This is a genomic window from Enterobacter sp. 302C9, assembly GCF_034106085.1.
GTDB lineage: Bacteria > Pseudomonadota > Gammaproteobacteria > Enterobacterales > Enterobacteriaceae > Enterobacter > Enterobacter asburiae_B.
On the sequence record NZ_JAWNBW010000001.1, the window covers coordinates 18,736 to 35,145 of the forward strand.

The following is a 16,410-nucleotide window of genomic DNA, read 5'->3' on the forward strand; positions in this document are numbered from 1 at the left end:
TGTATAAGCGAAACGCGTTACGCCGCTTCAGGTTTGCGGTGCTTCTCCGGCAGCTTTACCGGCTGCGTCGCCAGCTCGTCCGGCTCGAAATCATCCACGTTAATGCTGCGCAGACGGCTCTCTTCGGCTTTCACCAGCAGCGCGGCTTCATCTTTATTGATAATGCCGCCGGCCAGCGCCTGTTTTGCCAGTTCGTCCAGACGGGTAAACGGCAGGTTTTTGCCCAGCTGTTTACAGATTTTCTGATGAATCGGATCGGCAGCCATCACGTCCAGCAGCGCCTCTTCCAGCAGACCCACCGGGTTATGCGGCGTCGGCGTCAGATACTGACCACGACCGATACGGGAGCGGGTTGCGCTCGGTACCTGCAGGATCTTCGCTACCTTGTGGTCCAGCTTGTCGGACGGCGCAAGGTGGTGACGTCCGGTCGGGAAGATCACCGCGCGCAGGGCTCCCGCCACGAAGCGGTTCGGGAAGTTCGCCAGCAGGTCGTCAATCGCCTGTTCAGCCTGATACATCGCATCCTGAACGCCCCAGTGCACCAGCGGCAGATCCGCTTTCTGACGGCCTTCGTCGTCGTAGCGCTTCAGGACCGCAGAGGCCAGGAAGATCTGGCTCAGCACATCCCCCAGACGGGCAGAGATACGCTCGCGACGCTTCAGGCTACCGCCCAACACCGCCATGGAGACGTCAGACAGCAGAGCCAGGTTGGCGCTCAGACGGTTCAGATGCTGATAGTAACGTTTGGTCGCATCGCCGGTCGGCGTCGCGCTGGTAAGACCGCGCGTCAGGCCCAGCCAGAAGCTGCGTACCTTGTTGCTGCCCACGTGACCGATATGTTTGAACAGCAGCTTATCGAAGGCATCCACGTCGTTGTTCTGCGCGGCAGCCATCTCTTCCAGCACGTACGGATGGCAACGGATTGCGCCCTGACCAAAGATCATCATGCTGCGGGTCAGGATGTTTGCCCCTTCCACGGTGATGGCAATCGGTGCGCCCTGGTAGCCGCGCGCCAGGAAGTTGCCTTCGCCGAGCATAATGCCTTTACCGCCTGCGATATCCATCGCGTCAATGATCGACTGCTGCGCGCGGTGGGTACAGTGGTACTTCACAATCGCGGACAGCACGGCCGGTTTTTCGCCCAGCATAATGCCGTAGGTAATCAGAGAAGCCGCGGCATCCATTACGTAGGCGTTGCCCGCGATACGCGCCAGCGGCTCTTCGATACCTTCCATCTTGCCGATGGAGATTTTGAACTGACGGCGGATGTGGGCGTAAGCGCCAATCCCCATCGCGACCGACTTCAGACCGCCGGTTGAGTTCGACGGCAGGGTAATGCCGCGGCCCACAGACAGACATTCCACCAGCATGCGCCAGCCCTGACCGGCCATTTTCGGGCCACCGATGATGTAGTCAATCGGCACAAAGATGTCCTGACCGCGGGTTGGACCGTTCTGGAACGGCACGTTCAGCGGGAAGTGACGGCGACCAATTTCAACGCCTGGAGTAGAGGTTGGGATCAGCGCACAGGTAATGCCCAGATCTTCTTCACCGCCCAGCAGTTTTTCCGGGTCAGAGAGCTTAAAGGCCAGACCCAGCACGGTGGCGATTGGCGCCAGGGTGATATAACGCTTGTTCCAGGTCAGGCGCATGCCCAGCACCTGCTCGCCCTGCCACTCGCCCATGCAGACCACGCCGGTATCCGGGATCGCGCCTGCATCGGAACCCGCTTCCGGGCTGGTCAGCGCGAAGCAAGGGATTTCCTGACCGCGTGCCAGACGCGGCAGGTAGTGATCTTTCTGCTCTTCCGTACCGTAATGCTGCAGCAGTTCGCCCGGGCCTAAGGAGTTAGGCACGCCAACGGTAATCGCCAGGATCCCGGAGACGCCAGCCAGCTTTTGCAGGACGCGAGCCTGAGCGTAAGCGGAGAATTCCAGGCCGCCATACTCTTTCTTGATGATCATCGCGAAGAAGCGATGTTCTTTCAGATACGCCCACAGCTCCGGCGGCAGATCGGCCATTTCATGGGTGATGGCAAAGTCGTTTGCCATACGGCACGCTTCTTCCACCGGGCCGTCAATAAAGGCCTGCTCTTCAGCGGTCAGACGCGGCTGCGGATAGTTATGCAGCTTTTTCCAGTCCGGGTTGCCCTGGAACAGATCGCCTTCCCACCAGGTGGTGCCCGCGTCAATCGCTTCTTTTTCAGTACGCGACATGGGCGGCATCACTTTGCGAAAGCCCTTGAACACCGGCGCAGAGATCATTGATTTACGCATCGGGGCCAGGTTAAACGGCAGAAGAATGATGGCAAGAGGGACTAAAAGCCAAATATTCCAGAGACCTGCGACGCCAAGCGCAGCCGTCCAGGCCAGAAGAATCAGGCTGCTCAGGAATAAACTTACGCGGTGATAGAACAACACACCGAGCAGAACAACGGTTGCGAGAATGCTCAAAATCATCATAAAGAAAAGCTCCCTTGCTTGTAGGAGGTCTGACCACTTGTGATGATATGGTTGTAGTTGATGTTATTTCCTTTAGCAATGTGTTTACAAAATAATTACAACCTGGTTCACATTGTTCGCGTTTTAGCCGGCACAAAAAATCAAAACGCCGGACGATTCGCATGGCTTTAGCTTCTCGCTTTTCCCGCTATCCGGTACACTCCACTGTGTTATTTCATCAATACTGAAGGATTATCCTCATGTACCAGGATCTTATTCGTAACGAACTGAACGAAGCGGCGGAAACGCTGGCGAACTTTCTGAAAGATGATGCCAATATTCACGCTATTCAGCGCGCAGCGGTCCTGCTGGCCGACAGCTTCAAAGCCGGTGGCAAAGTGCTTTCCTGCGGTAACGGCGGCTCCCACTGTGACGCTATGCACTTCGCAGAAGAGCTGACCGGACGCTATCGCGAAAACCGCCCGGGCTACCCGGCGATTGCGATTTCAGACGTAAGCCACATCTCCTGCGTAGGCAACGACTTCGGTTACGACCACATCTTCTCCCGCTACGTTGAAGCGGTAGGCCGTGAAGGCGACGTGCTGCTGGGGATCTCTACCTCTGGTAACTCCGGCAACGTGATCAAAGCGATCGCCGCCGCGCGTGAAAAAGGGATGAAGGTCATCACCCTGACCGGTAAAGATGGCGGTAAGATGGACGGTACAGCGGATGTCGAAATTCGCGTTCCGCACTTCGGTTATGCTGACCGTATTCAGGAAATTCACATCAAAGTGATCCACATCCTGATCCAGCTGATCGAAAAAGAGATGGTTAAGTAAGACTTCGCTGGGGGGCTCCGGTGCCCCCCGCTGTTGTGGAGGTGTTGTTATGTGCGAACTGCTCGGGATGAGCGCCAATGTGCCAACCGATATCTGTTTTAGCTTCACCGGGCTGGTTCAGCGCGGTGGAGGAACCGGGCCGCATAAAGACGGCTGGGGCATCACCTTTTACGAAGGCAAAGGGTGTCGCACGTTCAAAGATCCACAGCCCAGCTTTAACTCACCGATTGCCAAACTGGTGCAGGACTATCCCATCAAGTCCCGCTCGGTGATCGCCCACATCCGTCAGGCTAACCGTGGCGAAGTAGCGCTGGAAAATACCCATCCGTTTACCCGCGAGCTGTGGGGCCGTAACTGGACCTATGCACACAACGGGCAGCTCACGGGCTATAAGTCGCTGGAGACGGGCAATTTCCGCCCGGTCGGCGAGACGGACAGCGAAAAAGCCTTCTGCTGGCTGCTGCACAAGCTGACGGAGCGCTATCCCCGCACGCCCGGCAACATGACTGCCGTGTTCAAATACATCGCGACGCTGGCATCTGAACTGCGTGAAAAAGGCGTGTTCAACATGCTGCTCTCTGATGGCCGCTATGTGATGGCGTTCTGCTCGACGAATCTGTTCTGGATCACCCGCCGTGCGCCGTTTGGCGTTGCGACGCTGCTCGATCAGGATGTGGAGATAGACTTTCAGAAGGAGACCACACCGAACGATGTGGTCACTGTTATCGCAACGCAGCCGCTGACGGGCAACGAAACCTGGCAAAAGATTATGCCAGGCGAGTGGGTGCTATTTTGTCTCGGGGACCGTGTAATTTGATGCCAGCTGTGGATGGACGACTTCGTGGCTCAGCGGTTTGCTGACCACGTAACGGCCATCGACGATAGAGACCACGGGTGGCTTGTGGGTCTGCTCAAAGTAGTCGTAACCCGGCTTCAGCTGTTTCCAGAAATCCGCGTAGTATGAGTACTTGTGACGCGTCATGTTGGCGTCCGTCATGCGGAACGGATAGATGCTGACCTGTACGTTAGGCTGCCCAAAGACCAGCGCGCCCGTCACGAACTGGAAAATCTCATCAATGCCGGAGTCGGTCATCGCATAACAGCCGATAGACACGCAGGCGCCGTGGATCATCAGATATTTACCTTCATAACCGTGTGCACGGTCATAGGCATTCGGGAAGCCGATGTTAATGGCTTTATAGAAGCGGCTGTCAGGCTTGAGCTGGCTGCGCTGAACGTTGTAGAACCCTTCCGGACTTTTGAAGTCGCCCTGACGCTGTTTTGGCCCCAGTCCGCCGGAGTAGTTACAAATTTTGTAACTATCAAGCAGCTGATATGTCTCGCCCATTTTGACAAACAGATCGAGAGTGCGCTCTTCCTTGAAGATCTGAATATAAACCGGCGATCCCATTAACTGCTGTTTATATTCCTTGCTGACCGGCGTCGTTGAGCTATTACTGCTGAGCAGTCCGGCAAACGACATGCACGGCATCAGAAGCATCGCAATGAACAATGCGATTTTACGCATACTACTAGTTCCTTGATAAAACCATGACCAACTTGCCAGGACGGCAAAAGAGACCCGAAATCAGATTATTCTGTTAGGAGCGCTCACATTAGCACCGCTATAGATTTTCGCAAGAGCCGGGCGGTGAGTTTACAAATTAGTTTTACTTTATAAACCATCAAAATTGCGATGGCTCCAGGAACTTTGCGCATTAGCTCGCAATTTGGCGCGCGTGACGGCGGATTCCCTGCCCGCGTGAAGGGGAAAATGTTACACTTTGCGCCCACTGGATTGTTGTTCATGGAAACCTGCTAACCACATGTTTAAAATTAAAAAAGGACTTGATCTGCCGATTGCAGGCGTGCCAGCGCAGCACGTTTCGACAGGCGCAAGTGTCCGTCATGTCGCCATTTTGGGCGAAGACTACCTGGGTATGCGTCCTTCAATGCTGGTACAGGAGGGCGATCGCGTTATCAAAGGACAGCCGCTCTTTGAGGACAAAAAAAATCCCGGCGTGATGTTCACGGCCCCCGCGAGCGGCACCGTTGTGGCCATCAACCGTGGCGAACGGCGCGTTCTGCAGTCGGTGGTTATCCGCATTGAGGGCGATGAAAAGCGTGAGTTTGCCCATTACGACACCGCAGAACTCGCGTCGCTGAACCGTGACGCCGTTCAGGATCAGCTCCTGGCATCCGGTTTATGGACCGCGCTTCGTACGCGTCCCTTCAGCAAAACCCCTGTTCCGGGCACGGAGCCTGCCGCGATTTTCGTCACGGCCATCGACACCAACCCTCTCAGCGTGGACCCGGAACCGATTATCCTGGCGCAGCGAAAAGCTTTTGATGCTGGTCTAACCGTTTTAACCCGCCTCACATCCGGAAAAGTGCACGTTTGCCAGGCCGGCGGCGGCAAGCCTGGCGGGCATCCGCTGGGGCAGGTCACGTTTAATGAATTTTCTGGCCCGCATCCGGCGGGGCTGGTCGGGACGCACATCCATTTCCTTGAGCCAGTCAGCCTGACGAAACAGGTCTGGCACCTTAATTATCAGGACGTCATCGCCATCGGTAAGCTCTTTACTACGGGTGAACTCTGCGCTGAACGGATAATCGCCATCGGCGGACCGCAGGCTGCAAATCCGCGCCTGGTGAAGACGCTGCTGGGTGCTGACATCAATGAACTGCTGGTGGGGGAAACGAAAGAGGGCGAAAACCGCCTGATTTCCGGCTCGGTCCTCAGCGGCCGCCATGCGGCGAATGCGCACGCGTACCTGGGACGCTTCCATTTGCAGGTCAGCATTGTGCAGGAAGGGCGTGAAAAAGAGCTGTTTGGCTGGGTTCTTCCAGGCGCGGAAAAATACTCCGTCACCCGAACCACGCTGGGCCACTTCCTGCGTAATAAGCTGTTTAGCTTCTCAACCAGCACGCACGGCGGCGAGCGCGCCATGGTCCCGATTGGCAACTACGAGCGCGTCATGCCGCTGGATATTCTGCCCACCGTGCTGCTGCGCGATCTGCTTGCTGGCGATACCGACGGCGCGCAGGCTCTGGGCTGTCTGGAGCTTGACGAGGAAGATCTGGCGCTCTGTACCTATGTCTGTCCGGGCAAATATGAGTATGGACCGGTATTGCGCGAGGTGTTAACCCGCATTGAGCAGGAAGGATAACCGATGGGCTTAAAACACCTCTTTGAAAAAATTGAGCCGCACTTTACCGAAGGAAAGCTCAAAAAGTACTACCCGCTGTATGAAGCAACGACGACCATTTTCTACACGCCGGGGCTGGTGACGAAAGGGGCGGCGCACGTTCGCGATGCCATCGACCTGAAACGCATGATGATCCTGGTGTGGTTTGCGGTCTTCCCCGCGATGTTCTGGGGAATGTACAACGTCGGCCTGCAGACCATTCCGGCGCTGCACCACATGTACGATGCACAGCAGCTGGCGCAGGTGATCCAGTCCGACTGGCACTACCGTCTGGCCCAGTCGTTAGGGGTAAGCTTCGCTGCAGACGCGGGCTGGCTGAGCATGATGACGCTGGGCGCGGTGTTCTTCCTGCCGATTTACATCACGGTATTTATCGTGGGCGGCTTCTGGGAAGTGCTGTTTGCCATCATCCGTAAACATGAGATCAACGAAGGCTTCTTCGTGACCTCTATTCTGTTTGCCCTGATTGTTCCCCCAACGCTACCGCTCTGGCAGGCGGCGCTTGGCATCAGCTTCGGCGTGGTGATTGCCAAAGAGATCTTCGGCGGCACCGGGCGGAACTTCCTCAACCCGGCGCTGGCGGGACGCGCGTTTCTGTTCTTTGCTTATCCGGCGCAAATATCGGGCGACCTGGTGTGGACGGCGGCAGACGGTTTTTCCGGCGCGACGCCGCTTTCACAGTGGGCGGCACACGGCGGCGAAACGCTGGTTAACAACGCGACAGGTCAGCCAGTCACCTGGTTTGATGCCTTTATTGGCAACATTCCGGGCTCCATCGGAGAAGTCTCTACGCTGATGATTTTGCTTGGCGGCGCGATCATTCTTTTTGGTCGCGTGGCCTCCTGGCGGATCGTTGCGGGCGTGATGATCGGCATGGTGCTGACCGCCACCCTGTTCAACGTTATCGGTTCGACCACCAATCCGATGTTCTCCATGCCCTGGTACTGGCATCTGGTGCTGGGTGGCTTCGCGTTCGGCATGATGTTCATGGCGACGGACCCCGTATCTGCCTCGTTTACAGACAAAGGTAAATGGAGCTATGGCGTGCTCATTGGCGCGATGTGTGTCCTGATCCGCGTGGTCAACCCGGCGTACCCGGAAGGGATGATGTTGGCCATTCTGTTTGCCAACCTGTTTGCGCCGCTCTTCGATTACCTGGTGGTGCGGGCCAATATCAAGCGGAGGAAGGCGCGTGGCTGAGGTTAAAAATAACGACAGCATCAGCAAAACGCTGCTGGTGGTGCTGGTGCTCTGTCTGGTCTGTTCTATTGTCGTGGCCGGCTCTGCCGTGGGGTTAAAACCCCTGCAGCAGGAGCAACGTGCGCTGGATAAACAGCGCAACATCCTGGCCGTCGCCGGGCTGATGCAGGAAGGAATGAGCGCGGACGAGGTTTCGGCCGTCTTTGCTGAACGTATTTCGGCGCGTCTGGTGGATTTAAAAACGGGTGAACTGCTGGATAAAGACCCGGCAAAATTCAACCAGGCGCTGGCGCTGAAAGATCCGCAGATGAGCCTGACGCTGGAGGCATCGCAAGATCCCGCCGGGATTAAGCGTCGCAGCAACCTGGCCGAAATCTATCTGGTTCGCGACCCCCAAAAACGTATTCAGGAAGTGGTACTGCCTATTTACGGTAACGGTCTGTGGTCAATGATGTATGCCTTTGTGGCCCTTGATACCGATGGGCGCACCGTAAAAGGCATTACGTATTACGACCAGGGCGAAACGCCGGGGCTGGGTGGCGAAGTTGAGAACCCTAACTGGCGGGCACAGTTTGTCGGCAAGAAAGTGCTCGACGATAACGGCCAGCCTGCGCTGAAGGTGATGAAAGGGGCGGCACGTCCCGGTGACGACTACGCCGTTGACGGGCTTTCCGGCGCCACGCTCACCTCAAAAGGCGTGCAGCACAGTTTTGATTTCTGGATGGGCGAGCTGGGCTTTGGTCTTTTCCTGAAAAACGTACGTGAAGGAGCGCTGAACAATGGCTGATACCGGTGAACTGAAAGAAGTTAAAAAGGTGCTCGTTGGCCCACTGTTAGCCAATAACCCGATCACGCTCCAGGTGCTGGGTGTCTGTTCTGCTCTGGCGGTGACGACCAAGCTGGAAACGGCAGTCGTGATGACGCTGGCGGTCACGCTGGTCACGGCGTTCTCCAGCATGTTTATCTCGATGATCCGCCACCACATCCCCAACAGCGTGAGGATCATCGTGCAGATGGCGATCATCGCCTCGCTGGTGATCGTGGTCGATCAGCTGCTGCGCGCCTTTGCCTATGAAACCTCCAAACAGCTCTCGGTGTTTGTCGGGCTGATTATAACCAACTGTATCGTCATGGGGCGTGCGGAAGCCTACGCCATGAAAATGCCGCCGCTGGCGAGCTTTATGGACGGCATCGGCAACGGCCTGGGCTACGGCGTGATCCTGCTGACCGTGGGGTTCCTGCGCGAGCTGATTGGCAGCGGCAAGCTGTTTGGCATCACGGTGCTGGACACGGTGCAGAACGGCGGCTGGTATCTGCCAAACGGCCTGTTCCTGCTGGCCCCTAGCGCATTTTTCATTATCGGTTTGTTGATCTGGCTGATTCGTACGCTGAAGCCAGAACAGCAGGAAAAGGAGTAACCGACGATGGCTCATTACCTGAGTTTGTTTGTGCGGGCGGTGTTTGTTGAAAACATGGCGCTCGCGTTTTTCCTCGGCATGTGTACGTTCCTTGCGGTTTCCAAAAAAGTGTCGACGGCATTTGGTCTCGGTATCGCGGTCACCGTGGTGCTCGGCTTATCTGTACCGATCAACAATCTGGTGTACAACTTTGTGCTGCGGGACGGCGCGCTGGTGGAAGGGGTTGATCTCAGCTTCCTGAACTTCATCACCTTTATCGGGGTGATCGCGGCGCTGGTGCAAATCCTCGAGATGATCCTCGATAAGTATTTCCCGTCGCTCTACAACGCGCTGGGGATCTTCCTGCCGCTGATCGCGGTGAACTGCGCCATCTTCGGTGGCGTCTCGTTTATGGTGCAGCGTGATTACAACTTCAGCGAATCCGTGGTGTACGGTTTTGGTTCCGGCATCGGCTGGATGCTGGCGATTGTCACCATGGCGGGGATCCGCGAGAAAATGAAATATGCCAACGTGCCTGCGGGTCTGCGTGGCCTGGGGATCACCTTTATCACCACCGGGCTGATGGCGCTGGGCTTTATGTCCTTCTCCGGTGTGCAGCTATAAGGGCAAACAGATGGAAATTATCCTTGGCGTGGTGATGTTCACGCTGATTGTACTGGTGCTGTCAGGGCTTATTCTGGCGGCGCGCGCGAAGCTGGTAAATTCCGGCGACGTGGTCATTGATATTAACGACGAGCCGCAGAATCAGATCCGCACGCCGGCGGGAGACAAGCTGCTCAACACGCTCTCCGGTAACGGCATTTTTGTCTCCTCAGCCTGCGGCGGCGGCGGTTCCTGCGGACAGTGCCGCGTGACGGTAAAAGAGGGCGGTGGCGATATTCTGCCAACCGAACTGGCGCATATCACAAAGCGTGAGGCAAAAGAGGGCTGTCGTCTGGCCTGCCAGGTCGCGGTGCGCCAGAACATGAAGATTGAGCTGCCGGAAGAGATCTTCGGCGTCAAAAAATGGGAGTGCGAGGTTATCTCTAATGATAACAAAGCCACCTTTATAAAAGAGCTGAAGCTGCGGGTGCCGGAAGGCGAGCATGTCCCGTTCCGCGCCGGAGGCTACATTCAGATCGAGTGCCCGGAGCACGCTGTGGCCTATGCGGACTTTGACGTGCCGCATGAGTACCGCGCCGACTGGGACAAATTCAATCTCTTCCGCTTTGTATCTGAGGTGAAAGAGCCGACGCTGCGCGCCTACTCGATGGCCAACTATCCGGAAGAGAAGGGCATCATCATGCTCAACGTGCGTATCGCCACGCCGCCACCGAATGTGCCGGATGCACCGCCGGGCGTCATGTCGTCATACATCTGGTCGCTGAAGCCTGGCGATAAGGTGACGATCTCCGGCCCGTTCGGGGAGTTCTTCGCGAAAGATACCGATGCGGAAATGGTCTTTATCGGCGGCGGTGCCGGTATGGCCCCGATGCGCTCGCACATCTTTGACCAGCTCAAGCGGCTGGGGAGCCAGCGTAAGATCAGCTTCTGGTACGGGGCGCGCTCGCTGCGCGAGATGTTCTATGAAGATGAGTTTGAACAGCTGGCGCGTGAAAACCCGAACTTTACCTTCCATGTGGCGCTTTCCGATCCGCAGCCGGAAGATAACTGGACGGGCTATACGGGGTTCATCCACAACGTGCTGTATGAAAACTACCTCAAACAGCACCCGGCGCCTGAGGACTGCGAGTTCTATATGTGTGGTCCGCCGATGATGAACGCCGCCGTGATTAAGATGCTGAAAGATCTCGGTGTCGAAGATGAGAACATCATGCTCGATGACTTTGGAGGCTGATGATGCTGACGTTTCTGGCAACCTTTGTGGTGTTTGTGCTTGTCGTCTTCGGCATGTCGTTAGGCTGGATCGTTAAGAGGAAAAGCATTCAGGGTAGCTGCGGCGGTATTTCATCTATTGGGATGGAAAAGGTTTGCGACTGTCCGGAACCGTGCGATGCGCGGAAGAAAAGGATGGCCCGCGAACAGCAGCGCATTATTTAATTTTTTGCAGGCCGGGTAAGGCAAAGCCGCCACCCGGCGTTCTCACATCTGCTTCTCAACCCTCATTTGTTTACTGTATACTTATCCAGTGATGAGTGAGGGCTTACTATGCGCAAAATAATCCATGTCGATATGGACTGCTTTTTTGCCGCAGTGGAGATGCGTGACAACCCGGCGCTGCGGGATATTCCCATCGCCATTGGCGGCAGCCGCGTTCAGCGTGGTGTCATCAGCACCGCCAACTATCCTGCGCGCAAATTTGGCGTGCGCAGCGCGATGCCAACGGCGATGGCCTTAAAGCTTTGCCCTCATCTCACGCTTCTGCCCGGCCGGTTTGAAGCCTATAAAGAGGCTTCCCTCCATATTCGGGAAATCTTCTCCCGCTATACCTCTCTGATAGAGCCGCTGTCGCTGGACGAAGCCTATCTGGATGTGACCGACAGCGTGCACTGCCACGGCTCCGCCACGCTGATGGCGCAGGAGATCCGCCAGACGATTTTCAACGAGCTGAATCTGACGGCGTCTGCGGGCGTCGCGCCCGTTAAATTCCTCGCCAAAATTGCCTCGGATTTAAATAAGCCCAACGGCCAGTACGTCATCACGCCGGAAGAGGTGCCTGCGTTTTTGAAAACGCTGCCGCTCGGCAAAATCCCCGGAGTAGGAAAAGTTTCCGCCGCAAAGCTGGAAAGCATGGGGCTACGGACCTGCGAAGACGTGCAGCGAAGCGATCTCGCTATGCTGCTCAAGCGCTTCGGGAAGTTTGGCCGCGTACTGTGGGAGCGCAGCCAGGGAATTGACGATCGCGATGTGAACAGCGAGCGGCTGCGGAAATCCGTCGGCGTTGAGCGCACCCTCATTGAAGATATTCATGACTGGTCCGAATGCGAAACCATTATCACGGAACAGCTTTACCCGGAGCTGGAACGACGCTTAAGCAAGGTGAAGCCGGATCTGCTCATTGCCCGTCAGGGCATCAAGCTTAAATTCAACGACTTCCAGCAGACCACGCAGGAACACGTCTGGCCGCGTCTGAATAAAGACGATCTTATCGCGACGGCGAAAAAGGCATGGGAAGAGCGCCGGGGCGGGCGAGGGGTGAGGCTGGTGGGGTTGCACGTTACGCTGCTGGATCCGCAGCTAGAGCGCCAGCTGGTTCTGGGGTTGTAAAAAAGCCCGGTGGCGCTACGCTTACCGGGCCTACGTTTTTCACCCTCTCCCTGTGGGAGAGGGCTGGGGTGAGGGTATTACTTAACTGGGATCGCTTTCAGCAGCTCAGTCAGCAGCGTCCAGTAGTGACCGACGCTTTCGATATGAACCTGCTCATCCGGCGAGTGCGGACCGGTAATGGTTGGCCCGATGGATACCATGTCCATGTCCGGATACGGTTTCTTGAACAGACCACATTCCAGACCGGCGTGGATCACCTGAATGTTCGGCGTGCTGTTGAACAGACGCTGATAGGTTTCACGCACCAGCGCCATCACCGGAGAACTTGCATCCGGCTGCCAGCCCGGGTAGCTGCCTTTGGCAGACGTTTTTGCGCCCGCCAGCGTGCCCAGAGATTCCAGCATGCTCACCACGTACTCTTTACCGCTGTCGATAAGGGAGCGGATCAGGCAGATGATTTCCGCGCTGTCGTCGCTCATGGTCACCACGCCCACGTTCAGTGAGGTTTCCACCACGCCTTTCGCCACGTCAGAGTTGCGGATCACGCCGTTTGGCGTCGCGTTCAGCAGCTGAACGAAGGTGTCACGAGACTGCGCGGTCAGCGCGGCTTTATCTGTAGAAACAGATTCCAGCACCACGGTCAGGTTTTTCTCTTTCGCCGACAGTTCGTTTTTCAGGATATCCAGATATACGGTGGAGAGTTTTTTCAGCTCGTCCGCTTTTGCCGCTGGAACCGCTACGGTGGCGAACGCTTCGCGCGGAATCGCGTTACGCAGTGTACCGCCGTTGAAGTCTACCAGACGCAGATCCAGCTCGGCCGCATGGCCTGCCAGGAAGCGCGCCAGCAGCTTGTTGGCGTTACCCAGACCCAGGTGAATATCACCGCCGGAGTGGCCGCCTTTCAGCCCTTTCAGCGTCAGCTTGAAGGTCTGGAAGCCAGCAGGAATCGCTTCGCGCTTCAGCGGCAGGGTAGAGATGAAATCAATCCCGCCCGCGCAGCCCATGTAGATCTCGCCTTCTTCTTCAGAGTCGGTGTTGATCAGGATGTCCGCCTGCAGCCAGTTCGCCTGCAGACCAAACGCGCCGTCCATGCCCGCTTCTTCGGTCATGGTCAGCAGCACTTCCAGCGGACCGTGTTCAACGCTGTCGTCGGCCAGCACGGCCAGCGCAGAGGCCATACCGATGCCGTTATCCGCGCCCAGCGTGGTGCCGCGTGCTTTCACCCAGTCGCCGTCGATGTACGGTTGAATCGGGTCTTTGGTGAAGTCGTGAACGGTGTCGTTGTTCTTCTGTGGCACCATGTCCAGGTGCGCCTGCAGCACAACCGGTTTGCGGTTTTCCATGCCTGCGGTAGCCGGTTTGCGGATCAGAATGTTGCCAACCTGGTCACGTTCAGCATGCAGACCTTTTTCCTTCGCCCAGCCCATAATATGTTCGGCAAGCTGTTCTTCGTGGTAGGAAGGGTGTGGAATGGAGCAGATTTTCGCAAAAATATCCCACAGCGGCTGCGGAGATAATTGAGACAGTTCAGACACGATAAGTCTCCTTGTCGAGGCGCTGCAAACAGGGTTGCAGGTCACAGGGTTAGCAGGTTAATAGTTACCACAAGTCAGGCTTGCGAGATGAAACTGAGAATACCACTTTCTCTGCTGGCTGGTAGCATAAAGCATGTAAAAACTCAGGCAGAGGGCGCTAAACACTGGTTTTTAGTGCGTCAGATCTCTATAATCTCGCGCAACCTATTTCCCCCTCGAACACTTTTTAAGCCGTATAAAAACAGGCTGGGACACTTCACATGAGCGAAAAATACGTCGTCACCTGGGACATGTTGCAGATTCACGCACGCAAACTGGCTGCGCGTCTGATGCCTTCCGAACAGTGGAAAGGCATTATTGCCGTCAGCCGTGGCGGTCTGGTACCGGGGGCGCTGCTGGCACGTGAGCTGGGTATTCGTCATGTCGATACCGTTTGCATCTCCAGCTATGACCATGACAACCAGCGCGAGCTGACCGTGCTGAAACGTGCGGAAGGCGACGGTGAAGGCTTCATCGTTATTGATGACCTGGTAGATACCGGTGGTACTGCGGTCGCTATCCGCGAAATGTATCCGAAAGCACATTTCGTCACTATCTTCGCGAAGCCTGCTGGCCGCCCGCTGGTTGACGATTACGTGATTGATATCCCGCAGGACACCTGGATTGAACAGCCATGGGATATGGGCGTGGTCTTCGTACCGCCTATTTCAGGCCGTTAATACCAGTACGTAACATTACACGCCCGAATATGTCGGGCGTTGTTCTTTTTGGCCTGCCACGCGTTACAATAGTCTCTATACGACGTATTCATGGAGGCAACGCAATGACGCAGGCGAATCTCACCGAGACTCTCTTCAAACCCCGTTTCAAACACCCTGAAACGTCGACGCTGGTGCGTCGCTTCAATCCGGGTACCCAGCCTGCCGTCCAGTCCGCGTTAGACGGAAAAAACGTGCCTCACTGGTATCGCATGATTAACCGCCTGATGTGGATCTGGCGCGGTATCGACCCCCGTGAAATCCTCGATGTGCAGGCACGTATCGTGATGAGTGAAGCCGAACGTACCGACAGCGAACTCTACGATACGGTGGTGGGCTACCGTGGCGGAAACTGGATCTACGAGTGGTCTAAACAGGCGATGCTCTGGCAGCAAAAAGCCAGCCAGGAAGAGGATGCCACGCGCAGCGGCAAGCACTGGCTGCACGCCGCTAATCTTTACGGCATTGCCGCTTACCCCCATTTAAAAGGGGATGAACTGGCGGAGCAGGCTCAGGCGCTGGCGAATCGCGCCTATCAGGAGGCGGCTCAACGTCTGCCGGGCCGGATGCGTGAACTTGAATTCACCATTTCAGGGGGCGCGTCCGTTACCGGATTCCTGCATATGCCTGAAGGTGAAGGTCCGTTCCCGACCGTCCTCATGTGCGGCGGGCTGGATTCGCTGCAAATTGATTATTACAGCCTGTATGAGCGTTACTTCGCACCAAAAGGGATCGCGATGCTGACGCTGGATATGCCTTCAATCGGTTTCTCATCCAAATGGAAACTGACTCAGGATTCGAGCCTGCTGCACCAGCATGCGCTCAAAGCGCTGGAAAACATTCCGTGGGTTGACCACACGCGCGTGGCGGCATTCGGCTTCCGTTTCGGCGCGAACGTCGCGGTGCGTCTGGCTTATCTTGAATCTTCTCGCCTGAAAGCCGTCGCCTGCCTCGGCCCGGTCGTACACGCTCTGCTCAGCGATCCTGCACGCCAGGGGAGCGTACCTGAAATGTACCTTGATGTGTTGGCCAGCCGCCTTGGCATGCATGATGCATCAGACGAAGCGCTGCGCGTTGAGCTCAATCGTTACTCGTTAAAAACGCAGGGGTTGCTGGGACGTCGCTGCCCAACGCCGATGCTGTCAGGGTTCTGGAAAAACGATCCGTTCAGCCCGGAAGAAGAGTCGCGATTAATCACTTCGTCATCTGCGGATGGCAAATTGCTTGAAGTGCCGTTCAGCCCGGTCTATCAGAATTTCGACAAATCGCTGAAAGAGATTACGCGCTGGATCGCTCAGAGATTGTGTTAATAGATTGCTAAATTTCGCTGGTTTGGTAAAACAGTGGCTTCACAAAAGGAGATCGCAATGACGTTACCGAGTGGACACCCGAAAAGTAGACTGATTAAGAAGTTTATGGCTCTCGGCCCGTATATTCGAGAAGAGCAGTGTGAAGAGAATCGCTTTTTTTTCGACTGCCTGGCTGTATGCGTCAACGTGAAGCCTGCACCCGAAAAACGTGAATTCTGGGGCTGGTGGATGGAAATGGAAGCAGAGGAAAAACGCTTTACGTATAGCTACCAGTTTGGCCTGTTTAATAAAGACGGCAACTGGCAGGCGACCACGATTAAAGATCAGGAAGTTATTGACCGCCTGGAATATACGCTAAAAGAGTTTCACGATAAGGCACGCGCACTGCTGGCTACCCTGGATCTCAAGTTCGAACCGGCGGATGACTTTTCCAGCGAAGCGGTGAAGCTGACTGCCTGATGGTGTCACAGCGCCGGGTGGCGGCTTCGCCTTA

16 protein-coding genes are annotated in these 16,410 nt (G+C 56.1%); 13 read left to right on the top strand and 3 right to left on the bottom strand.

What is annotated here, in order from left to right; genetic code table 11:
- Nucleotides 1-17 precede the first annotated feature (17 nt).
- Nucleotides 18-2,462, bottom strand: a complete 2,445-nt coding sequence (fadE, locus tag UR289_RS00110; RefSeq protein ID WP_320708943.1) for an acyl-CoA dehydrogenase FadE — start codon at nt 2,460-2,462, stop codon at nt 18-20.
- Between the two features lie 239 nt (nt 2,463-2,701).
- Here fadE and lpcA point away from each other — a divergent pair, with 239 nt between their 5' ends.
- Both lpcA and UR289_RS00120 read left to right on the top strand, forming a co-directional pair.
- On the top strand, nt 2,702-3,280 hold the full coding sequence (gene lpcA, locus UR289_RS00115) for a D-sedoheptulose 7-phosphate isomerase (RefSeq protein ID WP_010427884.1): 579 nt from the start codon (nt 2,702-2,704) through the stop codon (nt 3,278-3,280).
- Between the two features lie 49 nt (nt 3,281-3,329).
- Nucleotides 3,330-4,097, top strand: coding sequence for a class II glutamine amidotransferase (locus tag UR289_RS00120; RefSeq protein ID WP_023310496.1), 768 nt, complete (start codon nt 3,330-3,332; stop codon nt 4,095-4,097).
- On the opposite strand, the gene dpaA is transcribed toward UR289_RS00120, so the two are convergent.
- On the bottom strand, nt 4,068-4,808 hold the full coding sequence (gene dpaA, locus UR289_RS00125) for a peptidoglycan meso-diaminopimelic acid protein amidase (RefSeq protein ID WP_033144698.1): 741 nt from the start codon (nt 4,806-4,808) through the stop codon (nt 4,068-4,070). The two genes, UR289_RS00120 and dpaA, sit on opposite strands and share 30 nt — an antisense overlap.
- 298 nt (nt 4,809-5,106) lie before the next feature.
- Between dpaA and UR289_RS00130 the strand changes: the two genes are divergently transcribed.
- From UR289_RS00130 to dinB, 8 genes are all read left to right on the top strand, one after another.
- Nucleotides 5,107-6,450: a Na(+)-translocating NADH-quinone reductase subunit A gene (locus UR289_RS00130; protein ID WP_320708944.1), complete on the top strand. Its 1,344-nt coding sequence runs from the start codon at nt 5,107-5,109 to the stop codon at nt 6,448-6,450.
- 3 nt (nt 6,451-6,453) lie between these two features.
- The gene (locus tag UR289_RS00135; protein WP_047653269.1) at nt 6,454-7,689 is read left to right on the top strand and encodes an NADH:ubiquinone reductase (Na(+)-transporting) subunit B; all 1,236 of its coding nucleotides are present in this window, start codon (nt 6,454-6,456) and stop codon (nt 7,687-7,689) included.
- On the top strand, nt 7,682-8,476 hold the full coding sequence (locus tag UR289_RS00140) for a Na(+)-translocating NADH-quinone reductase subunit C (protein ID WP_320708945.1): 795 nt from the start codon (nt 7,682-7,684) through the stop codon (nt 8,474-8,476). Before UR289_RS00135 ends, UR289_RS00140 begins: the two co-directional genes overlap by 8 nt.
- Nucleotides 8,469-9,107, top strand: coding sequence for an NADH:ubiquinone reductase (Na(+)-transporting) subunit D (locus UR289_RS00145; RefSeq protein WP_033144701.1), 639 nt, complete (start codon nt 8,469-8,471; stop codon nt 9,105-9,107). The genes UR289_RS00140 and UR289_RS00145 overlap by 8 nt, the downstream gene beginning before the upstream one ends.
- A 6-nt stretch (nt 9,108-9,113) precedes the next feature.
- The gene (gene nqrE / locus UR289_RS00150; RefSeq protein WP_008500255.1) at nt 9,114-9,710 is read left to right on the top strand and encodes an NADH:ubiquinone reductase (Na(+)-transporting) subunit E; all 597 of its coding nucleotides are present in this window, start codon (nt 9,114-9,116) and stop codon (nt 9,708-9,710) included.
- A 10-nt stretch (nt 9,711-9,720) separates the two neighbouring features.
- Nucleotides 9,721-10,944, top strand: a complete 1,224-nt coding sequence (gene nqrF / locus UR289_RS00155; protein ID WP_048979301.1) for an NADH:ubiquinone reductase (Na(+)-transporting) subunit F — start codon at nt 9,721-9,723, stop codon at nt 10,942-10,944.
- Nucleotides 10,944-11,147 carry a (Na+)-NQR maturation NqrM gene (gene nqrM / locus UR289_RS00160; RefSeq protein WP_058842155.1) on the top strand — a complete coding sequence of 68 codons (204 nt, stop codon included), beginning with the start codon at nt 10,944-10,946 and terminating at the stop codon, nt 11,145-11,147. The genes nqrF and nqrM overlap by 1 nt, the downstream gene beginning before the upstream one ends.
- Before the next feature lie 108 nt (nt 11,148-11,255).
- A complete protein-coding gene (gene dinB / locus UR289_RS00165) occupies nt 11,256-12,314 on the top strand; it encodes a DNA polymerase IV (protein ID WP_159515570.1) in 1,059 nt (352 codons plus the stop codon).
- Between the two features lie 77 nt (nt 12,315-12,391).
- Here dinB and pepD read toward each other — a convergent pair whose 3' ends face one another.
- Nucleotides 12,392-13,849 (bottom strand): cytosol nonspecific dipeptidase, encoded by a 1,458-nt coding sequence (gene pepD, locus UR289_RS00170; RefSeq protein WP_048976531.1) that lies wholly within the window; start codon nt 13,847-13,849, stop codon nt 12,392-12,394.
- Nucleotides 13,850-14,109: 260 nt separating this feature from the next.
- Here pepD and gpt point away from each other — a divergent pair, with 260 nt between their 5' ends.
- From gpt to crl, 3 genes are all read left to right on the top strand, one after another.
- Entirely contained in the window at nt 14,110-14,568 is a 459-nt protein-coding gene (gene gpt, locus UR289_RS00175; RefSeq protein WP_010427903.1) for a xanthine phosphoribosyltransferase, read from the top strand.
- Nucleotides 14,569-14,672: 104 nt separating this feature from the next.
- Nucleotides 14,673-15,917 carry an esterase FrsA gene (gene frsA, locus UR289_RS00180; RefSeq protein ID WP_039263866.1) on the top strand — a complete coding sequence of 415 codons (1,245 nt, stop codon included), beginning with the start codon at nt 14,673-14,675 and terminating at the stop codon, nt 15,915-15,917.
- A gap of 57 nt (nt 15,918-15,974) precedes the next feature.
- A complete protein-coding gene (gene crl / locus UR289_RS00185) occupies nt 15,975-16,376 on the top strand; it encodes a sigma factor-binding protein Crl (RefSeq protein ID WP_023310506.1) in 402 nt (133 codons plus the stop codon).
- The last annotated feature ends 34 nt before the right edge of the window (nt 16,377-16,410 follow it).

Coding starts and splice junctions, on each gene's coding strand:
- fadE (WP_320708943.1), bottom strand. CDS start 2,462: ATGATGATTTTGAGCATTCTCGCAACCGTTGTTCTGCTCGGTGTGTTG.
- lpcA (WP_010427884.1), top strand. CDS start 2,702: ATGTACCAGGATCTTATTCGTAACGAACTGAACGAAGCGGCGGAAACG.
- UR289_RS00120 (WP_023310496.1), top strand. CDS start 3,330: ATGTGCGAACTGCTCGGGATGAGCGCCAATGTGCCAACCGATATCTGT.
- dpaA (WP_033144698.1), bottom strand. CDS start 4,808: ATGCGTAAAATCGCATTGTTCATTGCGATGCTTCTGATGCCGTGCATG.
- UR289_RS00130 (WP_320708944.1), top strand. CDS start 5,107: ATGTTTAAAATTAAAAAAGGACTTGATCTGCCGATTGCAGGCGTGCCA.
- UR289_RS00135 (WP_047653269.1), top strand. CDS start 6,454: ATGGGCTTAAAACACCTCTTTGAAAAAATTGAGCCGCACTTTACCGAA.
- UR289_RS00145 (WP_033144701.1), top strand. CDS start 8,469: ATGGCTGATACCGGTGAACTGAAAGAAGTTAAAAAGGTGCTCGTTGGC.
- nqrE (WP_008500255.1), top strand. CDS start 9,114: ATGGCTCATTACCTGAGTTTGTTTGTGCGGGCGGTGTTTGTTGAAAAC.
- nqrF (WP_048979301.1), top strand. CDS start 9,721: ATGGAAATTATCCTTGGCGTGGTGATGTTCACGCTGATTGTACTGGTG.
- nqrM (WP_058842155.1), top strand. CDS start 10,944: ATGATGCTGACGTTTCTGGCAACCTTTGTGGTGTTTGTGCTTGTCGTC.
- dinB (WP_159515570.1), top strand. CDS start 11,256: ATGCGCAAAATAATCCATGTCGATATGGACTGCTTTTTTGCCGCAGTG.
- gpt (WP_010427903.1), top strand. CDS start 14,110: ATGAGCGAAAAATACGTCGTCACCTGGGACATGTTGCAGATTCACGCA.
- frsA (WP_039263866.1), top strand. CDS start 14,673: ATGACGCAGGCGAATCTCACCGAGACTCTCTTCAAACCCCGTTTCAAA.
- crl (WP_023310506.1), top strand. CDS start 15,975: ATGACGTTACCGAGTGGACACCCGAAAAGTAGACTGATTAAGAAGTTT.